The organism is Leifsonia sp. PS1209 (assembly GCF_012317045.1).
Lineage (GTDB): Bacteria > Actinomycetota > Actinomycetes > Actinomycetales > Microbacteriaceae > Leifsonia.
Window position 1 is genome coordinate 1,096,829 of sequence record NZ_CP051154.1, and the last position, 16,733, is coordinate 1,113,561.

At 70.4% G+C, this 16,733-nt stretch carries 15 protein-coding genes; 8 read left to right on the forward strand and 7 right to left on the reverse strand.

The genetic code is table 11. The annotated features are described in order from the left end of the window. Positions 1-6 precede the first annotated feature (6 nt). Positions 7-1,497: an adenosylhomocysteinase gene (ahcY, locus tag HF024_RS05255; protein WP_168688891.1), complete on the forward strand. Its 1,491-nt coding sequence runs from the start codon at positions 7-9 to the stop codon at positions 1,495-1,497. Beyond that, complete coding sequence (locus HF024_RS05260; protein WP_168688892.1) at positions 1,497-2,048, forward strand: GNAT family N-acetyltransferase; 552 nt, start codon at positions 1,497-1,499, stop codon at positions 2,046-2,048. The genes ahcY and HF024_RS05260 overlap by 1 nt, the downstream gene beginning before the upstream one ends. A gap of 30 nt (positions 2,049-2,078) precedes the next feature. Here HF024_RS05260 and HF024_RS05265 read toward each other — a convergent pair whose 3' ends face one another. Both HF024_RS05265 and HF024_RS05270 read right to left on the reverse strand, forming a co-directional pair. Then, on the reverse strand, positions 2,079-2,990 hold the full coding sequence (locus HF024_RS05265) for a cyclase family protein (RefSeq protein ID WP_168688893.1): 912 nt from the start codon (positions 2,988-2,990) through the stop codon (positions 2,079-2,081). A 7-nt stretch (positions 2,991-2,997) separates the two neighbouring features. After that, positions 2,998-3,837 (reverse strand): RDD family protein, encoded by an 840-nt coding sequence (locus HF024_RS05270; RefSeq protein WP_085371330.1) that lies wholly within the window; start codon positions 3,835-3,837, stop codon positions 2,998-3,000. 17 nt (positions 3,838-3,854) lie between these two features. Between HF024_RS05270 and HF024_RS05275 the strand changes: the two genes are divergently transcribed. After that, positions 3,855-4,850 carry a stage II sporulation protein M gene (locus HF024_RS05275; RefSeq protein WP_085371329.1) on the forward strand — a complete coding sequence of 332 codons (996 nt, stop codon included), beginning with the start codon at positions 3,855-3,857 and terminating at the stop codon, positions 4,848-4,850. 28 nt (positions 4,851-4,878) lie between these two features. Here the strand turns inward: HF024_RS05275 and HF024_RS05280 are convergent, their stop codons facing one another. From HF024_RS05280 to HF024_RS05300, 5 genes are read right to left on the reverse strand one after another with little or no spacing between them, the layout of a single operon-like run. Next, a complete protein-coding gene (locus HF024_RS05280; RefSeq protein WP_168688894.1) occupies positions 4,879-6,210 on the reverse strand; it encodes a DUF58 domain-containing protein in 1,332 nt (443 codons plus the stop codon). Positions 6,211-6,218: 8 nt separating this feature from the next. After that, positions 6,219-7,226 carry a MoxR family ATPase gene (locus HF024_RS05285; RefSeq protein WP_168688895.1) on the reverse strand — a complete coding sequence of 336 codons (1,008 nt, stop codon included), beginning with the start codon at positions 7,224-7,226 and terminating at the stop codon, positions 6,219-6,221. Next, positions 7,223-8,533 (reverse strand): DUF4350 domain-containing protein, encoded by a 1,311-nt coding sequence (locus HF024_RS05290; RefSeq protein ID WP_247597313.1) that lies wholly within the window; start codon positions 8,531-8,533, stop codon positions 7,223-7,225. The genes HF024_RS05285 and HF024_RS05290 overlap by 4 nt, the downstream gene beginning before the upstream one ends. Beyond that, positions 8,530-9,216, reverse strand: a complete 687-nt coding sequence (locus HF024_RS05295; protein ID WP_085371326.1) for a DUF4129 domain-containing protein — start codon at positions 9,214-9,216, stop codon at positions 8,530-8,532. Before HF024_RS05295 ends, HF024_RS05290 begins: the two co-directional genes overlap by 4 nt. Next, on the reverse strand, positions 9,213-10,607 hold the full coding sequence (locus HF024_RS05300) for a glycerophosphoryl diester phosphodiesterase membrane domain-containing protein (RefSeq protein ID WP_168688896.1): 1,395 nt from the start codon (positions 10,605-10,607) through the stop codon (positions 9,213-9,215). The genes HF024_RS05295 and HF024_RS05300 overlap by 4 nt, the downstream gene beginning before the upstream one ends. A 201-nt stretch (positions 10,608-10,808) precedes the next feature. Here HF024_RS05300 and mtrA point away from each other — a divergent pair, with 201 nt between their 5' ends. From mtrA to raiA, 5 genes are all read left to right on the forward strand, one after another. Continuing rightward, entirely contained in the window at positions 10,809-11,492 is a 684-nt protein-coding gene (gene mtrA, locus HF024_RS05305; protein ID WP_168688897.1) for an MtrAB system response regulator MtrA, read from the forward strand. 37 nt (positions 11,493-11,529) lie between these two features. Next, positions 11,530-13,164: an MtrAB system histidine kinase MtrB gene (gene mtrB / locus HF024_RS05310; RefSeq protein ID WP_247597314.1), complete on the forward strand. Its 1,635-nt coding sequence runs from the start codon at positions 11,530-11,532 to the stop codon at positions 13,162-13,164. Beyond that, positions 13,161-14,861: an LpqB family beta-propeller domain-containing protein gene (locus HF024_RS05315; RefSeq protein ID WP_168688899.1), complete on the forward strand. Its 1,701-nt coding sequence runs from the start codon at positions 13,161-13,163 to the stop codon at positions 14,859-14,861. The genes mtrB and HF024_RS05315 overlap by 4 nt, the downstream gene beginning before the upstream one ends. Before the next feature lie 117 nt (positions 14,862-14,978). Further along, on the forward strand, positions 14,979-15,689 hold the full coding sequence (locus HF024_RS05320; RefSeq protein ID WP_168688900.1) for a phosphoribosyltransferase family protein: 711 nt from the start codon (positions 14,979-14,981) through the stop codon (positions 15,687-15,689). A gap of 149 nt (positions 15,690-15,838) precedes the next feature. Beyond that, complete coding sequence (gene raiA, locus HF024_RS05325) at positions 15,839-16,543, forward strand: ribosome-associated translation inhibitor RaiA (RefSeq protein WP_085369944.1); 705 nt, start codon at positions 15,839-15,841, stop codon at positions 16,541-16,543. The last annotated feature ends 190 nt before the right edge of the window (positions 16,544-16,733 follow it).

Consider the following 16,733-nt stretch of genomic DNA (forward strand, 5'->3'; position numbering starts at 1 on the left):
GGGGCAATGGCCACAACCACCGTCGCTGAATCCACCTCCACTCTTCCGTTCAAGGTCGCAGACCTCTCCCTCGCTGAAGCGGGACGTCACCAGATCCGTCTGGCCGAGAACGAGATGCCCGGTCTCATGTCGCTCCGCGAGGAGTTCGGCGCGTCGCAGCCCCTTGCCGGCGCGCGCATCGCCGGCTCGCTGCACATGACCGTGCAGACCGCCGTGCTGATCGAGACGCTCGTCGCGCTCGGCGCCCAGGTGCGCTGGGCGAGCTGCAACATCTTCTCCACCCAGGACGACGCGGCGGCCGCCATCGCGGTCGGCCCGAACGGCACCGTGGATGCGCCGGCCGGCGTTCCCGTGTTCGCCTGGAAGGGCGAGACCCTCGAAGAGTACTGGTGGTGCACCCAGCAGATCTTCGACTGGACGGCGGAAGCGGAAGCCGCCGGGGCGGACTGGACCGGCCCGAACCTGATCCTCGACGACGGAGGCGACGCCACCCTCCTGGTGCACAAGGGCCGCGAGTTCGAGCTCGCCGGCGCCGTCCCGGACGACGCGCAGGGCGACAGCCACGAGTACCGCGTGATCCTGGCTGCGCTGCGCGCATCCCTCGCGGAGTCCTCCGACCGCTGGACCCGCGTTGCTGCGGACATCCTCGGCGTCACGGAGGAGACCACCACCGGTGTGCACCGCCTCTACGAGCTCGCCCGCGACGGCCAGCTGCTGTTCCCGGCCATCAACGTCAACGACTCGGTCACCAAGAGCAAGTTCGACAACAAGTACGGCATCCGCCACTCGCTGCCGGACGGCCTGAACCGCGCCACCGACGTGCTGATCGGCGGCAAGGTCGCGTTCGTCGCAGGATACGGCGACGTCGGCAAGGGCGCAGCGGAGGCGCTGCGCGGCCAGGGCGCGCGCGTGATCGTCAGCGAGGTGGACCCGATCAACGCCCTGCAGGCGGCGATGGACGGCTACCAGGTGGCCCGCATCGAGTCGGTCGTCGACCAGGTCGACATCTTCATCTCCGGCACGGGCAACCTCAACGTCATCACCCTCGACCACATCCTGGCCATGAAGCACCAGGCCATCGTGGCGAACGTCGGTCACTTCGACAACGAGATCGACATGGCGGGCCTCGAAGCGCTGGAAGGCGCGGAGAAGATCGAGATCAAGCCGCAGGTGCACGAGTGGCGCCTGCCGAGCGGACGCAGCGTCCTGGTGCTCTCCGAGGGCCGCCTGATGAATCTCGGAAACGCCACGGGCCACCCGAGCTTCGTGATGAGCAACTCGTTCACCAACCAGGTGCTCGCCCAGCTCGAACTGTACGTGTCGACGGAGAACTACCCGATCGGCGTCTACGTGCTGCCCAAGCACCTCGACGAGAAGGTCGCCCGCCTCCACCTGGATGCGCTCGGCGTCGAGCTGACGACGCTCACCCCCGAGCAGGCCGCATACATCGGCGTCAGCGTCGACGGCCCGTACAAGGTCGACCACTACCGATACTGATGACACCCACCTTCACCGACCGCGCGCTGCCGGGCGGCCTCATCCTGCGCGTGCGCAGGCCGGAGGACGCCCCGGCGCTCGCGGCAGCATACGTCGCCAACCGCGGACACCTCGCGCCCTGGGAGCCCACCCGCACCGAGGAGTTCTTCACCGAGGCGGGCCAGCTCAAGCGCACCACCGAGCTGCTCGCCCTCTACGAGGCGGGCACGGCCATCCCGCTGCTCATCATGGACGGGGACGCCGTCGCCGGCGGGTTCGACCTGAGCAGCATCGTCCGTGGCGCCTTCGAGAGCGCGATGATCGGATACTGGCTCGATCGCGCGCACACCAAGCAGGGTCTCGCCTCCACGGCGCTCGCCGCGATCATCGCGGCGGCGCGCGACGAATACGGCCTGCACCGCATCCAGGCCGCGACGCTGCTGCACAACCAGGCGTCGCAGTCCGTGCTCACCCGCTCCGGCTTCGAGCGCATCGGGGTGGCCCCGAACTACCTCAAGATCGCGGGCCGCTGGCAGGACCACGTGCTGTTCCAGCGCATCCTGCACGACTGACGCGCCTGGGTCACTGACGCACGCGAGTCGCTAAACCTCCGCGTACGCCCGCACGGGGAACGTCCCGAACCCCTCCACGGCGGGCGGCGCGGCGGTGAAGCGTGCGCCGCGGGCCGGCACGGAGCCCAGGTTGGTCAGGTGCTCGACCACGTGGATGCCCGCGGCGAGCAGCAGGGTGTGCGCCGGCCGCTCTCCTCCGCCCTCGGTGTCGTCGATGTTGAGCGAGTCGATGCCGACGAGGGCGACCCCCGCATCCACGAGGTGCTGCGCGCCCGCCTCCGTGAGGTATGACGCACCCGTCGCGTACTCCGGACGCCCGAAGTGCGCATCCCACCCGGTGTGCAGCAGCACCGCCGACCCCGCGAGCTCCCTGTCGTGGAAGACCGTGGCCGGGATGCCGCGCGTCCCGAGGTCGGTGAGGTGGAAGACCTCCGCGCGCAGCCCGACGAGGGTGGACAGGTCGAGGGAGGCCAGGTCTCCACCGTCCGCGTAGCGGTGGAACGGGCTGTCGAGATACGTGCCCGTGTTGCCGATCATCGTGATGATGTCCATCGCGAACTGCGTGCCCGGCGCGTACTTCGCCACGGAGTCCTCGCGGGTGAGGTGCGGCGTGATCGTGGGGGCGGGAAGCCCCGGATACGTGACGAGCCCGTCCCGGATGCGGTGGCTGAGGTCGACAACGCGGGGGCGCCCGGCCTCCGGCACCCTGGCCTGCTCCGGGCTGATCCCTCTGCTGCCCCTGTGCTGCTCCTCGACGATCGAGAGCCCGTCCAGCCGCACATCGCCGACCAGCGCGAGCCCGAGGTGCCGCACGAACAGTTCGGCGATCTGCTCCTCCGACAGGGATGCGTCCGGCAGGTCGAGCCGGAAGCCGTTCGTCTGCAGGCTGCCTCCGTTGACGAACGTCACGGTGGCGTCGAAGTGGGCGCGGTACTCGGTCACAGGTCTCCTAGCGATCGGGGAAGGCGTGGGGGAGGCCGTCGAGCACCGGCTCCAGGCGCTGCAGGCGCTCCTGCTCCAGCTCGAGGCCGGCGGCGTCGCGCTGACGGCGCAGCAGGGCGACGGCCACCAGGAACGTCTCTGCATCGACGGGCGGGATCGGCGACACGTAGGCGGACGCCTCAGCGGCGAGCTCACCGCTCAGCCCGGCCCGCGCCGCGGGGGTGAGCTGCGGCGCTTGCCGCACGAACTGGGCGATGCGGCGGGAGAGCCTGTCCGGCAGTTTCGCCACGTCGGCCGTCGCCGCCCAGCCGGTCAGGTGCGGCGCGAGATAGAGGGGGAGGGGCGTCGCCTTCGGCGCGCGCTCGTACTGGCTGTACGTGCCGGCCAGGAGGTCGCCGAGTCGCTTCGAGCGGGCATTGAGGAGTCCGGTGAGGGCGGCGACGCCGCCGAAGGTCATGAAGATCTCCAGCACGCCGACGAGCGCCCGGATGAACGCGTGGCGGAAGCCGATCGCCCCGCCGTCGTCGCGGACGATGCGCGCGCCGACCGCGAGCTTACCGAGCGACTTGCCCTTCGTCGCGAGTTCGACCGTGGTCGGCAGCACCACCATCCCGAACACCAGGATGAGGACGACGAGCGCCCTGCCGGCCGCCGCATCCAGCCCGCTCCCGGTGGCGACGAGCAGCATCAGGCAGCCGAACATCACCAGCAGGTACGTGAGCCAGTCGATCACCGTTCCCGCTGCGCGCAGGATGTAGCTGGCCGGTTTGACGTCGAGCGCGACGGCTTCGCCGGTGACGAGTTCGCGTTCGCCCGACGTCTGCAGTGCCTGGGCAGGTGCCGTCATGGCTATCATTCAAGCAGATGGATCTCGACGCATACACGGCAGCGCGCAGCGCCGACTGGGACAGGCTCGCCCAGCTGGCGAAACGACGCCGCCTCGACGGCAAGGAAGCCGACGAACTCATCGACCTGTACCAGTCCGGGGCGTCCGATCTGTCGGCCATCAAGACCATCGCGGGGTCGACGGCGACGGGCGACAGGCTCTCCCTCGCGCTCGCGTCCGCACGGCTGAAGTTCACCGGGGCCGGCGCGAACCTGTTCTCGATGCTGCCCAGGTTCTTCGTCTACCAGCTGCCTGCTGCGCTGTACCGCATCCGGTGGGTGGTGCTGGCCGTCGCACTCGCCACGGTGGTGGTCGCCACGCTGTACGCGGTCTGGATCACCGGCAACCCGGAGGTGCTCCGCAACTTCGGCACGGACGCCCAGCTGCGCCGCTACGTCGAGCACGACTTCATCGACTACTACTCCAACAACCCGGCCGCGTCGTTCTCCGGCCAGGTGTGGACGAACAACGCGTGGATCGCGGCGCAGTGCATCGCGTTCGGCATCACGGGCGTCTACGTGCCGTTCGTGCTCCTGCAGAACGCCATCGGCGTCGGGACGGCCGCCGGGGTCATGTTCGCCTACGGGCGCGGAGACGTCATGTTCTCCTACATCCTCCCGCACGGGATGCTCGAGCTCACCAGCGTCTTCGTCGCGGCGGCCGCCGGGCTGCGCATCTTCTGGGCCTGGATCGCGCCTGGCGCCCGCACGCGTGCGCAGGCGCTCGCCGAGGACGGGCGCGCACTGTTCACCGTGGCGGTCGGCTGCGCCATCTCCCTGTTCGTGTCCGGCCTAATCGAGGGCTTCGTCACGCCGTCCGCGCTGCCGGTCTGGGCGAAGATCGCGATCGGGGCGCTCGCGCTCGCCGCGTTCCTCGCGTACATGCTCGTTCTCGGCCGGCGCGCTGTCCGTCTCGGCGAGACGGGCGACCTGACCGAGTACGAGTCCGGTTCCCGCCGCGTCGTCGCGGGCTGACGTCGCGGGCTGACGCTGCCCGCTGACCTCAGAGGCGCCCGGCGGCTTTCAGCGACAGGTAGACGTCGCTGAGCGCGGGCGGCAGCTCCTCGGGGGAGCCCGTCACCACGTCGGCGCCGAGGCGCTGGATGGCGGCGGTCACCCTGCTCACGTCGAGCAGCGAACGCTCCGCCGCGGCAGCGCGGTAGACCTCGTCCCTGTTCCTCCGCATCCCCGTGGCCTCGATGGTCTCGGGATCGGTGACGGAGGCGACGACGACGATGTGCTTGTTCGTGAGCTGCGGAAGCACCGACAGCAGCCCCCGGGATGCGCCGGGCGCCTCCACGGAGGTCAGCAGCACGACGAGCGACCGCTGGCTGGTGACCGCGGACACCTGGGCGGGCACCGCCGACCAGTCCATCTCGATCAGTGCAGGTTCGATGCCGGCCATCGCATCCACCATCCTGGACAGCAGTTCTGGTCCGCTGGCGCCCTGCACCCGGCCGCGCACTGCCCTGTCGTATGCGATCAGGTCGACGCGGTCGCCCGCGCGGGTGGCGAGCGCGGCGAGCAGCAGCGACGCCTCGAACGCCGTGTCGATGCGCGGCTCGTCGCCGATCCTGGCGGCGGACGTGCGAGCCGTGTCGATCACGATGACCACGCGCCTGTCCCGTTCCGGACGCCAGGTGCGCACCATCACGCGGGCACCGCGTCCGCTGTTGGGATCGTGGCGGCGTGCCGTCGCCCTCCAGTCGATCGAGCGAACGTCGTCGCCGCGCACGTACTCGCGCAGGGAGTCGAACTCGGTGCCTTGCCCGCGCAGCATCACGCTGGTCATGCCGTCCAGCTCGCGCAAGCGTGCCAGCCGCGACGGCAGGTGCTTGCGCGCGGTGAACGGCGGCAGCACCCGGATGCGTCCAGGCGCGCTCAGCGTCGCTTGCCGCGCCCACAGGTGCAGCGGCCCCCACGACCGGATGCTCACCTGCGTCACGTGGCGCTCTCCCCTCCGCCACGGGGTCAGCGTCGCGGTGATGCGCCTGCGCTCCCCGGCGGGGACGGCCACCCTGGTGCGCGACCTGTCGATGCCGGCGGACGGCTCCCACGCATCCCGGACGGTGCCGCGGATGGCCCGGCGGCCGGTGTTGGTCACGAGCAGTTCGCTCGTCGCCTCGGTGCCCAGCCGCACGCGCGACGGCAGCACCCGTTCGAGCACCGCGCGCCGCGGAGAACCGGCGAGCATCAGGTCGAGCACGCCGAGCACGATGCAGAGCAGCAGCCAGCAGCCGAGCGCGAGGTACGACGTCGCCTCCGTCCAGCCGAGCAGCACGACGGGGATCACCCCGAGCGCGAGCAGGGCGACGAAACGTCCGGATACGGTCACGTCACTGCCTAGATCGGAACCTGGACCTGCTGCACGATCGAGCGCAGGATCGCATCAACTCCGACACCCTCCAGCTCCGCCTCCGGGCGCAGCTGGACCCTGTGCCGCCAGACCGGCAGCAGCATCGCCTGCACGTGGTCCGGGGTGATCGAGTCGTAGCCGGACAGCCACGCCCACGCCTTCGACGCGGCGAGCAGCGCCGTGGTGCCGCGCGGGCTCACTCCGAGCTTCACGGAGGGGCTGGTGCGGGTGGCGCGGGCCAGGTCGACGATGTACGCGAGCACGTCGCCGGTCGCGCCGACGGATGCCGCCGCAGCCCTGGCCGCGTGCAGCTCTGCGGCGCTGAGCGCAGGCGTGACGCCCGCGGCGGCGAGGTCGCGGGGGTTGAACCCGGCCGCGTGACGGCGCAGCACCTCGACCTCGGTGTCGCGCGGGGGCACATCCAGGGTCAGCTTGAGCAGGAAGCGGTCGAGCTGGGCCTCGGGAAGCGCGTACGTGCCCTCGTACTCGATCGGGTTCTGCGTCGCGGCGACGATGAACGGGTCCGGCAGCTGACGGCTGACGCCGTCGACGCTGACCTGGCGCTCCTCCATCGCCTCGAGCAGGGCGGACTGCGTCTTCGGGGGCGTCCTGTTGATCTCGTCGGCGAGCAGGATGTTCGTGAAGACCGGGCCCTCGCGGAACTCGAAGCCGCCGGTGCGACCGTCGTAGACGAGCGAGCCCGTCACGTCGCCCGGCATCAGGTCCGGCGTGAACTGGATGCGCTTGGTGTCGAGGCTGAGCGCTTCGCTGAGCGAGCGCACCAGCAGCGTCTTCGCCACGCCGGGGACACCCTCGAGCAGCACGTGGCCGCGGGCCAGCAGCGCGATGATGAGGCCGGTGACGGCCCCGTCCTGACCGACGACGGCCTTGCCGACCTCCGTGCGCACGCGGGCGAGCGCGTGGCGGAGAGCGGTGGAGTCGTGGTCCTGGCTGTGGATGGGCGCTGCGCTCGATCCGGTCGTGACGTCGGTCATGCATCCATTCTTCCGGTCGGCCCCGTCTCGGCGGGGGTGACTGCTGCCGCGGTCGCTCGTTCGAGCGTCGCGAGGTCGTCTGAGAGGGCGATCAGCTCGGCGTCCGTGCGCGGCACCGTGTCGATCAGGATCGCGTGGATGGTCGCCCTGTCGCGGCCGGTCACCGAGGCGACGGCGCCCGCGATCTCGGCGGCCGTCGCGGCGCGGGGCAGCCCGGTGAGCGTCGCCAGCCGCCCGATGGCGCCGATCCGCAGCGCGTCCGCCGCCCGCAAGCGTGCCGACGACCGCTGGTACAGCCTGGCGCGGCCCTCCCGGGTCTCGCCGGCGCGCACCACCACGGGCAGGTTCTCGACCACCAGTGGGCCGAAACGGCGTCCCCGCCAGAACGCTGCGGCGATGAACACGAGCACGAGCAGGATCACCACCGGCGTCACCCAGCCGGGCGTGAGCGCCCCGATGTCCGGAGCGCCGGTGACCGGTCGGTCGAGCATCGTCGGCAGATACCAGACGAGCGTGCGGTGGCCGCCGAGCACGCCGAGGGCGAGTGCGGCGTTGCCCGCGCGGTCGACCCCGTCGTTCATCAGGACGCTGGCCGAGCCGACCAGGTAGATCGTGCGGCCGTCGGACGTGGTTTTCACGAAGGCGTACTGCCCGCTGTTCGTGCGGAAGCAGCCGACCGGATCCCCGCCGTCCACGCGGAAGGTGCCCGCGATGCCCGCGTCCGCGGTGTTGTCCGTGGAGCGAGGGTCGATGCGCTCCGCCCGGGCGGCGGCCGGCACGGCGCAGCCAGCGGCGACGGGGCCTTTCGCGGAGGGTGTGCCCGCTGCCGTCACGTGCGGCGCGAGCCTGTTCAGAGCGGCGAAGTCCGGCTCGACCACGACGATGGTGCTGGCGATGGCGGTCAGACGGTCGTAGCCGTCCCCGTCGAGGTTCCCGCCCTGGTCGAAGACGAGCACGGTCGTGTCGTCGGTCGCCACATCCTGCACCTGGCTCAGCGTGCTCGCCGTGCGCACGTCGACGCCCTGGCCGCGCAGCACCTGCGCGACCGCCTTCCCACCGACGGGACCGGCGTTGGCCGCGTCCAGCGGGATACCGGCCGACGACTGACCGCCGGTGAGCAGCGCGCCGAGGAACGCGACGACGATCGCGATCACCGCGAGCACGATCCACGGGATGCTCTTCCTCCCGACCTGCCGGAGCCCGGGCGAGATCGCCGCGGCGTCCTCCGCGCCCGTCGGGGCCGCATCCGGTGCTGCGACCGGCGCTGTCTCTGGGGTGCGCTCGCGGTCGAGGGTCTGCTCCGTCACCGGACGCCACCGCCCTGCGCGACGGGCTGCTGCCCGAACAGCTGCGGGCGTGCCTCCTGCAGGCGCTGGTCGAGCGCGACGAGCTGCTGGTAGCGCGCCTCGGTGCCGGGACGCCCGAGGTAGCGGACCTCGTCGAACGCGCGTGCGGCGTCGAGCAGTCGTTCGCGTTCGGCAGGGACGGCGTTCGCCGCTCTGTGCGCGAACTCGGTCGCCGTCGTGCCGGGGCTCACGGTGACGATGGTGCGTTCGTCCATGCTCTGCGCGATGGCACGGAACTGCTCCTCGATCGCCACCACCCAGTCGCCTGCGGCTGCTGCGGACGCCGCGGAGTGCCGCAACTGTGCTGCGGTGCGGAGGTCGTCGTCGCCGAACAGCGAGCGGCGGCCGTCCGCCGTCCTCCTGTTCACACGGGGGCGGCCGAAGATGAAGAACGCTGCGACGATCAGCCCGGCGATCACCAGCACGACGGCGAGCAGGAGCACCGGGCCGGCGTCGCCGCCCGGACCCTGGAAGAGCGAGGCGATCCAGTCCTGCACGGCCTTGGAGGCGAGGTCGAACCAGGTCGGCTTCGCGGTCTGGTACTCGGGTTTCGCGAGTTCGTCGCCGATCCAGCGCCGAGCATCCGGTGAGCTCGGGTCGACAGGGATGTCGGCGCGCAGCAGAGAGAGGACGGCGCCCGTCATGCGGCGGGCGGGGGAGGCGGAGGCGGAGGGTATGAGCCGCCAGGCGGGTACGAGCCACCGGGCGGGTACGAGCCCGGCGAAGGCGGGTACTGACCGGGCGCGGGCGGATACGGCGGCTGCTGCGTGAAGACCGGAGCGGACAGGTACGGGTCGGGGGCGTCCTGCCCGGTCTGGCGCGCCTCCACGAACCGCACCAGCTGCAGGTCCAGGCCCTCCTTGCGCATCCGGAGGTCGATGTAGATGAGTGCGACGACGGAGGTCTGCACCACGGCCATGATCGCCCCGACGATCGCTCCGACCACGCTGGCCAGCAGGTTGACGCCGAGCTGCCCGGCCAGCACCTGACTGAAACTGGACGCATCCGGCGAGGACAGCGACGTCGGCGCGAAGACGCCCCCGACGATGCCGCCGAGCAGGCCGAACGGGATGGAGATGATCTGCGCGACGGCGTAGACGATCACGGCGATGAGGGCGACCGTGCCGAAGGTCTTCCAGAAGTAGCCGGTGGTCAGCCCCCACGAACGCGCCATCGCACGGCGGATCGGGAGGCGTTCGAGCACGATGGCGCTCGGCACGAGCACGAGCTTGGTGTTCAGCCAGATGGCGAGGACGATCAGGCCGAGGAACCCGAAGATGAGCACGAGCACGCCGCCGACCACCCCTGCGGGCCCGAGGGCGAACAGCACGGCGGCGATGACGGCGACCAGCGCGGCGGAGAGGAACCAGGCGAGGCCGAACAGGAAGGTCCAGGCGATCAGGGCGCCCACGCGTCCGCGCACCAGCCGCCAGACCCCGCGGAAGGTCAGCTTCTCGCCGACCGTCCCCCTGGCCACCTCGCCGACGATCACGCCCTGGAGCAGCGCGTTGGAGATGCCGTCGATCACGGCGGACAGCAGGCCGAGCACGATCGTGCCCCCGACCGCCCCCGCCATCAGGGCGCTGCGGTCGTCGGCGGTCGCGTTGATCGCCCTGTCCATCAGCAGGTAGATGCCGGAGAAGATGAGCACGCTCGCGATGATCGACGGGATGCCCCTCAGCAGCAGCGCCGCGCCGACGGTGATCTTCGGGTTGCGCCGCAGCGTCTGGAACGGGGCACCGATGAGTGTTCCGAAACTCAGCGGCCGCAGCGGGATGAGGCCGGGCTTCGGCGGGGGAGTCCAGCCGGGCTGCTGAGGGAAGCCTGCGCCGGGCTGGCCGTACTGGGTGACGCCGGGCTGCTGCTGGCCGTATCCGGGCTGCTGCTGGCCGTATCCGAGCTGCTGCTGGCCGTATCCCGGGGCGTACTCCCCGTACTGCGGCGCGGGAGGGACGAGGGACTCGTTGCCCGCGCTCGCCCCTGCTCCATCGCCTGCCTGCGACCCCGGTGCCTGCCAGTTCTGCTCGTCGGTCACGCGGTGCCCCTCTTTCCCGTGCGTAGTCCGCTCCCATGCTGGCACATCCGGGGCGGGAGCACTGCCCCACCCACAGGGCACGTTCGGCAGGCTTTCACGGGTGGCGCAGGAGTGTCGACTACGCTGGCACGGAGACTTCAGCAGTCATCGGGACCTCAGTGGTCTCCGGCCGCCCGAGAATGGTTGTGGGAAACTTCGGAAATGAACAGTCGCATCCTGGTGGTCGACGACGACACCGCCCTCGCCGAGATGATCGGCATCGTGCTGCGCACCGAGGGATTCGACCCCGTCTTCTGTGAGGACGGCGCGCTCGCCGTCGACACGTTCCGCTCCTCGAAGCCCGACCTGGTGCTCCTCGACCTCATGCTGCCCGGACTGGACGGCATCGAGGTGTGCAGCCGCATCCGGGCGGAGTCCGGCACGCCCGTGATCATGCTGACCGCCAAGTCGGACACTGCGGATGTGGTCAAGGGCCTCGAGTCCGGCGCAGACGACTACATGGTCAAGCCGTTCAACCCGAAAGAGCTCGTCGCGCGCATCAAGACCCGGCTGCGTCCGGCATCCACGGTGCCCGCCGCCGAGCAGTTGCGGATCGGCGACCTCTTGGTCGACGTGGCAGGCCACGAGGTCAAGCGCGGCGACGCCCGCATCAACCTGACTCCGCTCGAGTTCGACCTCTTGCTCGCCCTGGCTTCCAAGCCGCAGCAGGTGTTCACCCGCGAGATGCTCCTCGAACAGGTCTGGGGATACCACTACAAAGCGGACACCCGCCTGGTGAACGTGCACGTCCAGCGCCTGCGCGCCAAGGTGGAGCAGGACCCGGACAACCCCAAGATCGTCATGACCGTGCGCGGGGTCGGCTACCGCGCCGGCGCCGTCACGTAGCGCGCCGGAAGCGGCGCCCCGGATGCGGTACAGGTGGATGGACGGGCGATGGTGGCGGCAGCTTCCCTCGCAGCTCGTCGGCGTGTGGCGGCGCTCGCTGCAGGTCCGCACGGTCGCCATCACGCTGCTGCTGACCGGCATCGCCATCCTGATCACGGGCATCTACATGGCGCTCAGCATCAGCAACGACCTCTACCAGTCGCGGCTCGACCAGGCGCTCCGTGACTCCAGCAGGGCGACCACCTCCGCCCAGACGACGCTGAACGCCTCGGATGTCTCCGCGTCCGACACGGGGAAGAACCTGCTCAACTCCACGCTGCAGACCGTGCAGGGCGCCACGTCGAGCAGGCTCATCGCCGCCTACCGCGTGCCGGGCCAGGATGTGTCCGTGCCTGCGCCGCCGGACCGGTCCAGCCCTGGACTGAACGGCGTGATCTCCAGCGAGCTGCGCGCCCAGGTGCAGAACGGCGGGACCAAGCAGTTCTACCAATCCGTCGCACTGCCGGCGGGGAACGGGACCACCGACCCCGGCATCGTCGTCGGCACCCAGCTCACCCTGCCGAGCTACGGGCACTACGAGCTCTACATCGGCTATAACCTGCGCGACTCGGAGAACACCCTGCTGTTCGTGCAGGGCACCCTCCTGCTCGCCGGGTTCGCCCTCATCCTGCTCATCGGTGCGATCACCTGGGTGATCGTCCGGTTCGCCGTCCAGCCGATCCGGGTGGCGGCGGAGACCAGCGAGCGCCTGGCCGCCGGAGACCTGGCCGTGCGCATCCCGGAGCACGGTGAGGACGTGTTCGCGTCGCTGGCGCGCTCGTTCAACGGGATGGCGGACAGCCTGCAGAGCCAGATCAACCAGCTGGCGACGCTCTCGCAGCTGCAGCAGCGGTTCGTCTCGGACGTGTCGCACGAACTGCGCACGCCGCTCACGACCATCCGGTTGGCCGGCGACGTGATCTACGACCAGCGCGAGTCGTTCCCTCCAGCGACGGAGCGCACCGCCGAGCTTCTGCACACCCAGATCGAGCGGTTCGACCGCTTGCTGTCCGACCTGCTCGAGATCAGCAGGTACGACGCGGGCTCCGTCGCCCTCGACCCGGAGCCCACCAACCTGGTGCGCCTCGCCGACGACGTGGTCGACGAGCTGCGCACGCTGGCCGAGCAGAACGGCTCCGAGCTGCGACTGGATGCGCCGGGCGGCTACTTCGACGTCGGCATGGACCCGAGGCGCATCCGCCGCGTCGTGCGCAACCTCATCGGCAACGCCATCGAGCACGGCGACGGCAAGCCCGTGGTCGTGACCGTCGACAGCAACGAGAGCGCCGTCGCGCTCACCGTCCGGGACTACGGGATCGGGATGAGCCAGCAGGAGGTCAACCACGTGTTCGACCGGTTCTGGCGGGCCGACCCGTCGCGCAAGCGCACCATCGGCGGCACTGGGCTCGGTCTCGCGATCTCGCTGGAGGACGCGACGCTGCACTCCGGCTGGCTGCAGGTCTGGTCCGCTCCTGGGGCAGGCTCCTGCTTCCGGCTGACCCTGCCGCGCGTGCCAGGCAAGGAGATCGCGTCGTCTCCGCTCCCGCTTCCGCCGGTCGACGCCGGAGCCACCGGGGTGGCCGGTGCGCGGGCGGGGACGCAGGAGCTGACGGACAGAGGGGCGACAACATGAGACTCCACAGCCCGTTGCGCCGCACCGTCGCCGGTGTGGTCGCCGCCGTCGTGCTCTGCGTGCTCGCCGCGTGCGCGAGTATCCCGAGTTCGGGGCCGGTGCGCCAGGGTGGTCCGGTTGCGCAGGTCAACGACCCGCTCGACCTCGACTTCAACCCGTCTCCGCCGGAGAAGGGCGCGACCCAGGAGCGGATCGTCCAGGGCTTCATCGACGCAGCGTCCAGCCCGAAGAACAACTTCGACATCGCCAGGAAGTACCTCACCAGGGCGATGTCGGCCAAGTGGAACCCGGACGAGTCGGTGACGGTCGACGACGGCCGCAACCGGTCGTTCGACCACGACGGCAACCAGTGGAGCGTCCAGGTGAACCCGGTCGCCAACGTCGACAGCGTCGGTGCGTACCATCCGGTGTCGAGCACGGCGCCGGTCGGCCTCCGCTACGAGCTCGAGAAGCAGGACGGCGAGTGGCGCATCGCCGTGGCTCCGAACGGCGTGATCATCGACGACCCGACGTTCCGGTCCGTCTACTCCCAGCAGCCCGTCTACTTCTTCAGCCCCGACTACGCCTATCTGGTGCCGGATGCGCGCTGGTTCCCCGCCCGCGTCGCCACCGCGGCCACGCGGGTCGCGAGCGCCATCCTGGCCGGGCCGGCCAAGTGGCTGAACGGTGCCGTGACCAGCGCCTTCCCGCAGGGGACGCAGCTGGCGCTCCCGTCGGTGACGACCTCGGGAGGGGTCGCCAGGGTCGACCTGAGCTCGGAGGCTGGACAGGCGGACACGCTCGCCCTGCAACGGATGCAGCTCGAACTCGAGCAGAGCCTCGGCAGCCTCGCGCAGAGCGTCGAGATCTCGATCGAGGGCAACCTGCAGCAGATCCCGCCGCTCAGCGACGCCAACGCGCCCACCCAGGACCCGCCCGTCGACTCGCACCCCATCGTCTACCGCCAGAACACCTTCGGCCTGCTGAGCGGGTCGAGCGTCACCGAGCTGAGCGGGATCAGCGACAAGATCGTCGCCCTGCAGCCCACCGCCGTCGCCCTGAACGCGGCACGGGACGAGGCGGCCGTGCTGTCCCACGGAGCGACGTACGTCGTGCGCAAGAGCGCTGAGCCCGCCAAAGTGGATGCGCGCCCCGGCCTGATCGCGCCCGCCATCGACACGAGCGGCTGGGTCTGGTCGGTGCCGCAGGGCAGCCCGGGCGCGCTGCAGGCGTACAGCCAGGACGGGCAGGCGCATCCGGTGAAGACCGCGTGGCCGTCTGCCTCCGCCATCGAGTCGCTCGCGGTGTCCCGCGACGGAACGCGCGTGGTCGCGCTGCTCACGAACGGCGCGCAGACGCTCCTGGTCGCTGCGGGCGTCGTCCGCGGTGAGGCAGGGGTGCCGACAGCCCTCACCGAGCCGATCGAGCTGGCCGTCGGCCAGGGGACCCCGCGCTCCGTGGCCTGGACCGGCGAGCTGACGGTCGCCGTGCTCAGCGACCTGAGCGGCGACGCGACGTCGATCTCCGAGCAGACCATCGGCGGCACCTCCACCACGACCGCGGGCCCGGGTGGAGGCATGACGATCGTCGGAGCAGGCGGCCTCGCCCGCTACCTGGTGCTCACCTCCGACGGCTCGCTGCAAGCCCCGACGGGCACAGGCTGGCAGGCGCAGACCGACAAGGTCGGCGCCGTCGCGGTGCAGCTCGGCCAGCCGTGACCCTGCTGCGCTGAGAGCGGCGCAGCTGTTCTCTCCACAGGCCAGGTAGTTCGGCGCGTTCTCCACCGATTCCCACCGCCCGGCCCGCCGCGACCTCCCGCACGGGATGCTCGAACCATGACACCGACCACCCTGATCCGCGACTCCCTCCTCGACGCGGCCGCCGTGCTGCTCCCCGTGCGCTGCAGCGGCTGCGACCGCCCAGACCGCGCCGTGTGCGAGGACTGCACGCGCGCCTTGCGGCCAGGACCGATCGCGCCGGACGCCTTCGACCTTCCGCTTCTCGCAGCGCTCGACTACGACGGCGTGACCAGGCGCGTGCTGCTCGCCTTCAAAGACGGCGGGCGAACCGACGCGGCGCCCGTGCTCGCCGGAGCTTTGCGGGCGGCCATCATGGCAGCCCTTCCTCAGCTGCGACCGGATGCGCCTCCCGTGCGTCTCCGCCCTGATGCACCGCGCGCCGTCCTCCCCGTCGTCATCCCGTCGACCCGCGCCGCCTTCCGCCACAGGGGATACCACCCGACGGCGATGCTCCTGCGCCGGTCGCGCATCCTGTCGCCCCCGTTGTGGCGCGCGCTGCGGCTCACCAGGCAGACCCACGACCAGGTCGGCCTCACCGCCGGCCAGCGTGCAGGCAACCGGGAGGGCAGCCTCGTCGCGTCCCCGCGGCTGCAGGGGAGGGACTGCCTGATCGTCGACGACATCGTCACCACGGGTTCCACCGTGCGGGAGGCGGCACGTGCCGTCGCCGCAGCCGGAGGCAGGATCGTCGCCGCCGTAGCAGTCGCGCGGACGCCGCTGCGAGGGGGCACGCCGCGGTTGTCCTGACGCACGGGGACCGCTCGGGAAACCTTCGGCAGATAGAGCACTTCTCCCTGTTCACTTCCGAGGCGGACGGCACTACGGTGGTCGAAAAGGTGTGGATGACCCGCCCTTCGTGATCCGGGCGGACGGCACGCCGGAACAGGGAGGTCTCCATGGACATCAACATCATCGGACGCAACCTGGGAATCACCGATCGTTTCCGTGAATACGCGACTGAGAAGGCGGAAAAGGTCTCGCACCTCGCCGAACGCGCGATCTCTTTCGAGATCAAGGTCAGTCGTCACAACGAGAAGGTCGGCACCCAGAACGGCGATGATCGCGTCGAACTGACACTCGTCGGCCCCAAGGCCGTGGTGAGGTCGGAAGCGACCGGGACCGACAAGTACGCGGCGTTCGACATCGCCCTCGGAAAGCTCCTGGAACGGGTGCGCAGGGCGAAGGACCGTCGCAAGGTGCATCGCGGCCAGCACAGGCCGACGTCGCTCCGAGAGGCGAGCACGGACGGCTTCAGCGCCGTCGGACTCGCCGCGGCCCCCGTCGCAGTACTCGATCAGGTGAGGACGGGCAGCGTTCCTGTCGTCTCCGATGATGCGGAAGGAGCGGAGGAGGCGGAGGACGATTACAGCCCCGTCGTCATCCGCAAGAAGGTGTTCGCCTCCGTCCCCATGACCGTCGACGACGCTCTGTACTACATGGAGCTCGTCGGCCACGATTTCTACCTCTTCATCGACCAGGAGAACCAGCGACCGAGCGTCGTCTACCGCCGCAAAGGCTGGGACTACGGCGTGATCGCCCTGGACGACGAGGCGGAGGAACTGCAGGAGGTCGCGACCGCGAGCCGCAAGCTCGGAGGCTGACCGGCATCCGGTCTCGGTGACACCGGCTTTGTGACACCGGAACAGCGCCGATGGTGGCGGCCCAGGCGGCCGTCACCATCGGCGCCCCGCTTTCCGGAGCGCCCTCACAGGAACTACCCGCCGAACCCAACGGCGAAACAAGTACGATATGTCTAGCGTCGGCCACGGCCGGCGGTTCGACGTGCGCCCG

Coding starts and splice junctions, on each gene's coding strand:
- raiA (WP_085369944.1), top strand. CDS start 15,839: ATGGACATCAACATCATCGGACGCAACCTGGGAATCACCGATCGTTTC.
- HF024_RS05285 (WP_168688895.1), bottom strand. CDS start 7,226: ATGACCGACGTCACGACCGGATCGAGCGCAGCGCCCATCCACAGCCAG.
- HF024_RS05315 (WP_168688899.1), top strand. CDS start 13,161: ATGAGACTCCACAGCCCGTTGCGCCGCACCGTCGCCGGTGTGGTCGCC.
- mtrB (WP_247597314.1), top strand. CDS start 11,530: ATGGACGGGCGATGGTGGCGGCAGCTTCCCTCGCAGCTCGTCGGCGTG.
- HF024_RS05275 (WP_085371329.1), top strand. CDS start 3,855: ATGGATCTCGACGCATACACGGCAGCGCGCAGCGCCGACTGGGACAGG.
- HF024_RS05295 (WP_085371326.1), bottom strand. CDS start 9,216: ATGACGGGCGCCGTCCTCTCTCTGCTGCGCGCCGACATCCCTGTCGAC.
- HF024_RS05320 (WP_168688900.1), top strand. CDS start 14,979: ATGACACCGACCACCCTGATCCGCGACTCCCTCCTCGACGCGGCCGCC.
- HF024_RS05270 (WP_085371330.1), bottom strand. CDS start 3,837: ATGACGGCACCTGCCCAGGCACTGCAGACGTCGGGCGAACGCGAACTC.
- mtrA (WP_168688897.1), top strand. CDS start 10,809: ATGAACAGTCGCATCCTGGTGGTCGACGACGACACCGCCCTCGCCGAG.
- HF024_RS05260 (WP_168688892.1), top strand. CDS start 1,497: ATGACACCCACCTTCACCGACCGCGCGCTGCCGGGCGGCCTCATCCTG.
- ahcY (WP_168688891.1), top strand. CDS start 7: ATGGCCACAACCACCGTCGCTGAATCCACCTCCACTCTTCCGTTCAAG.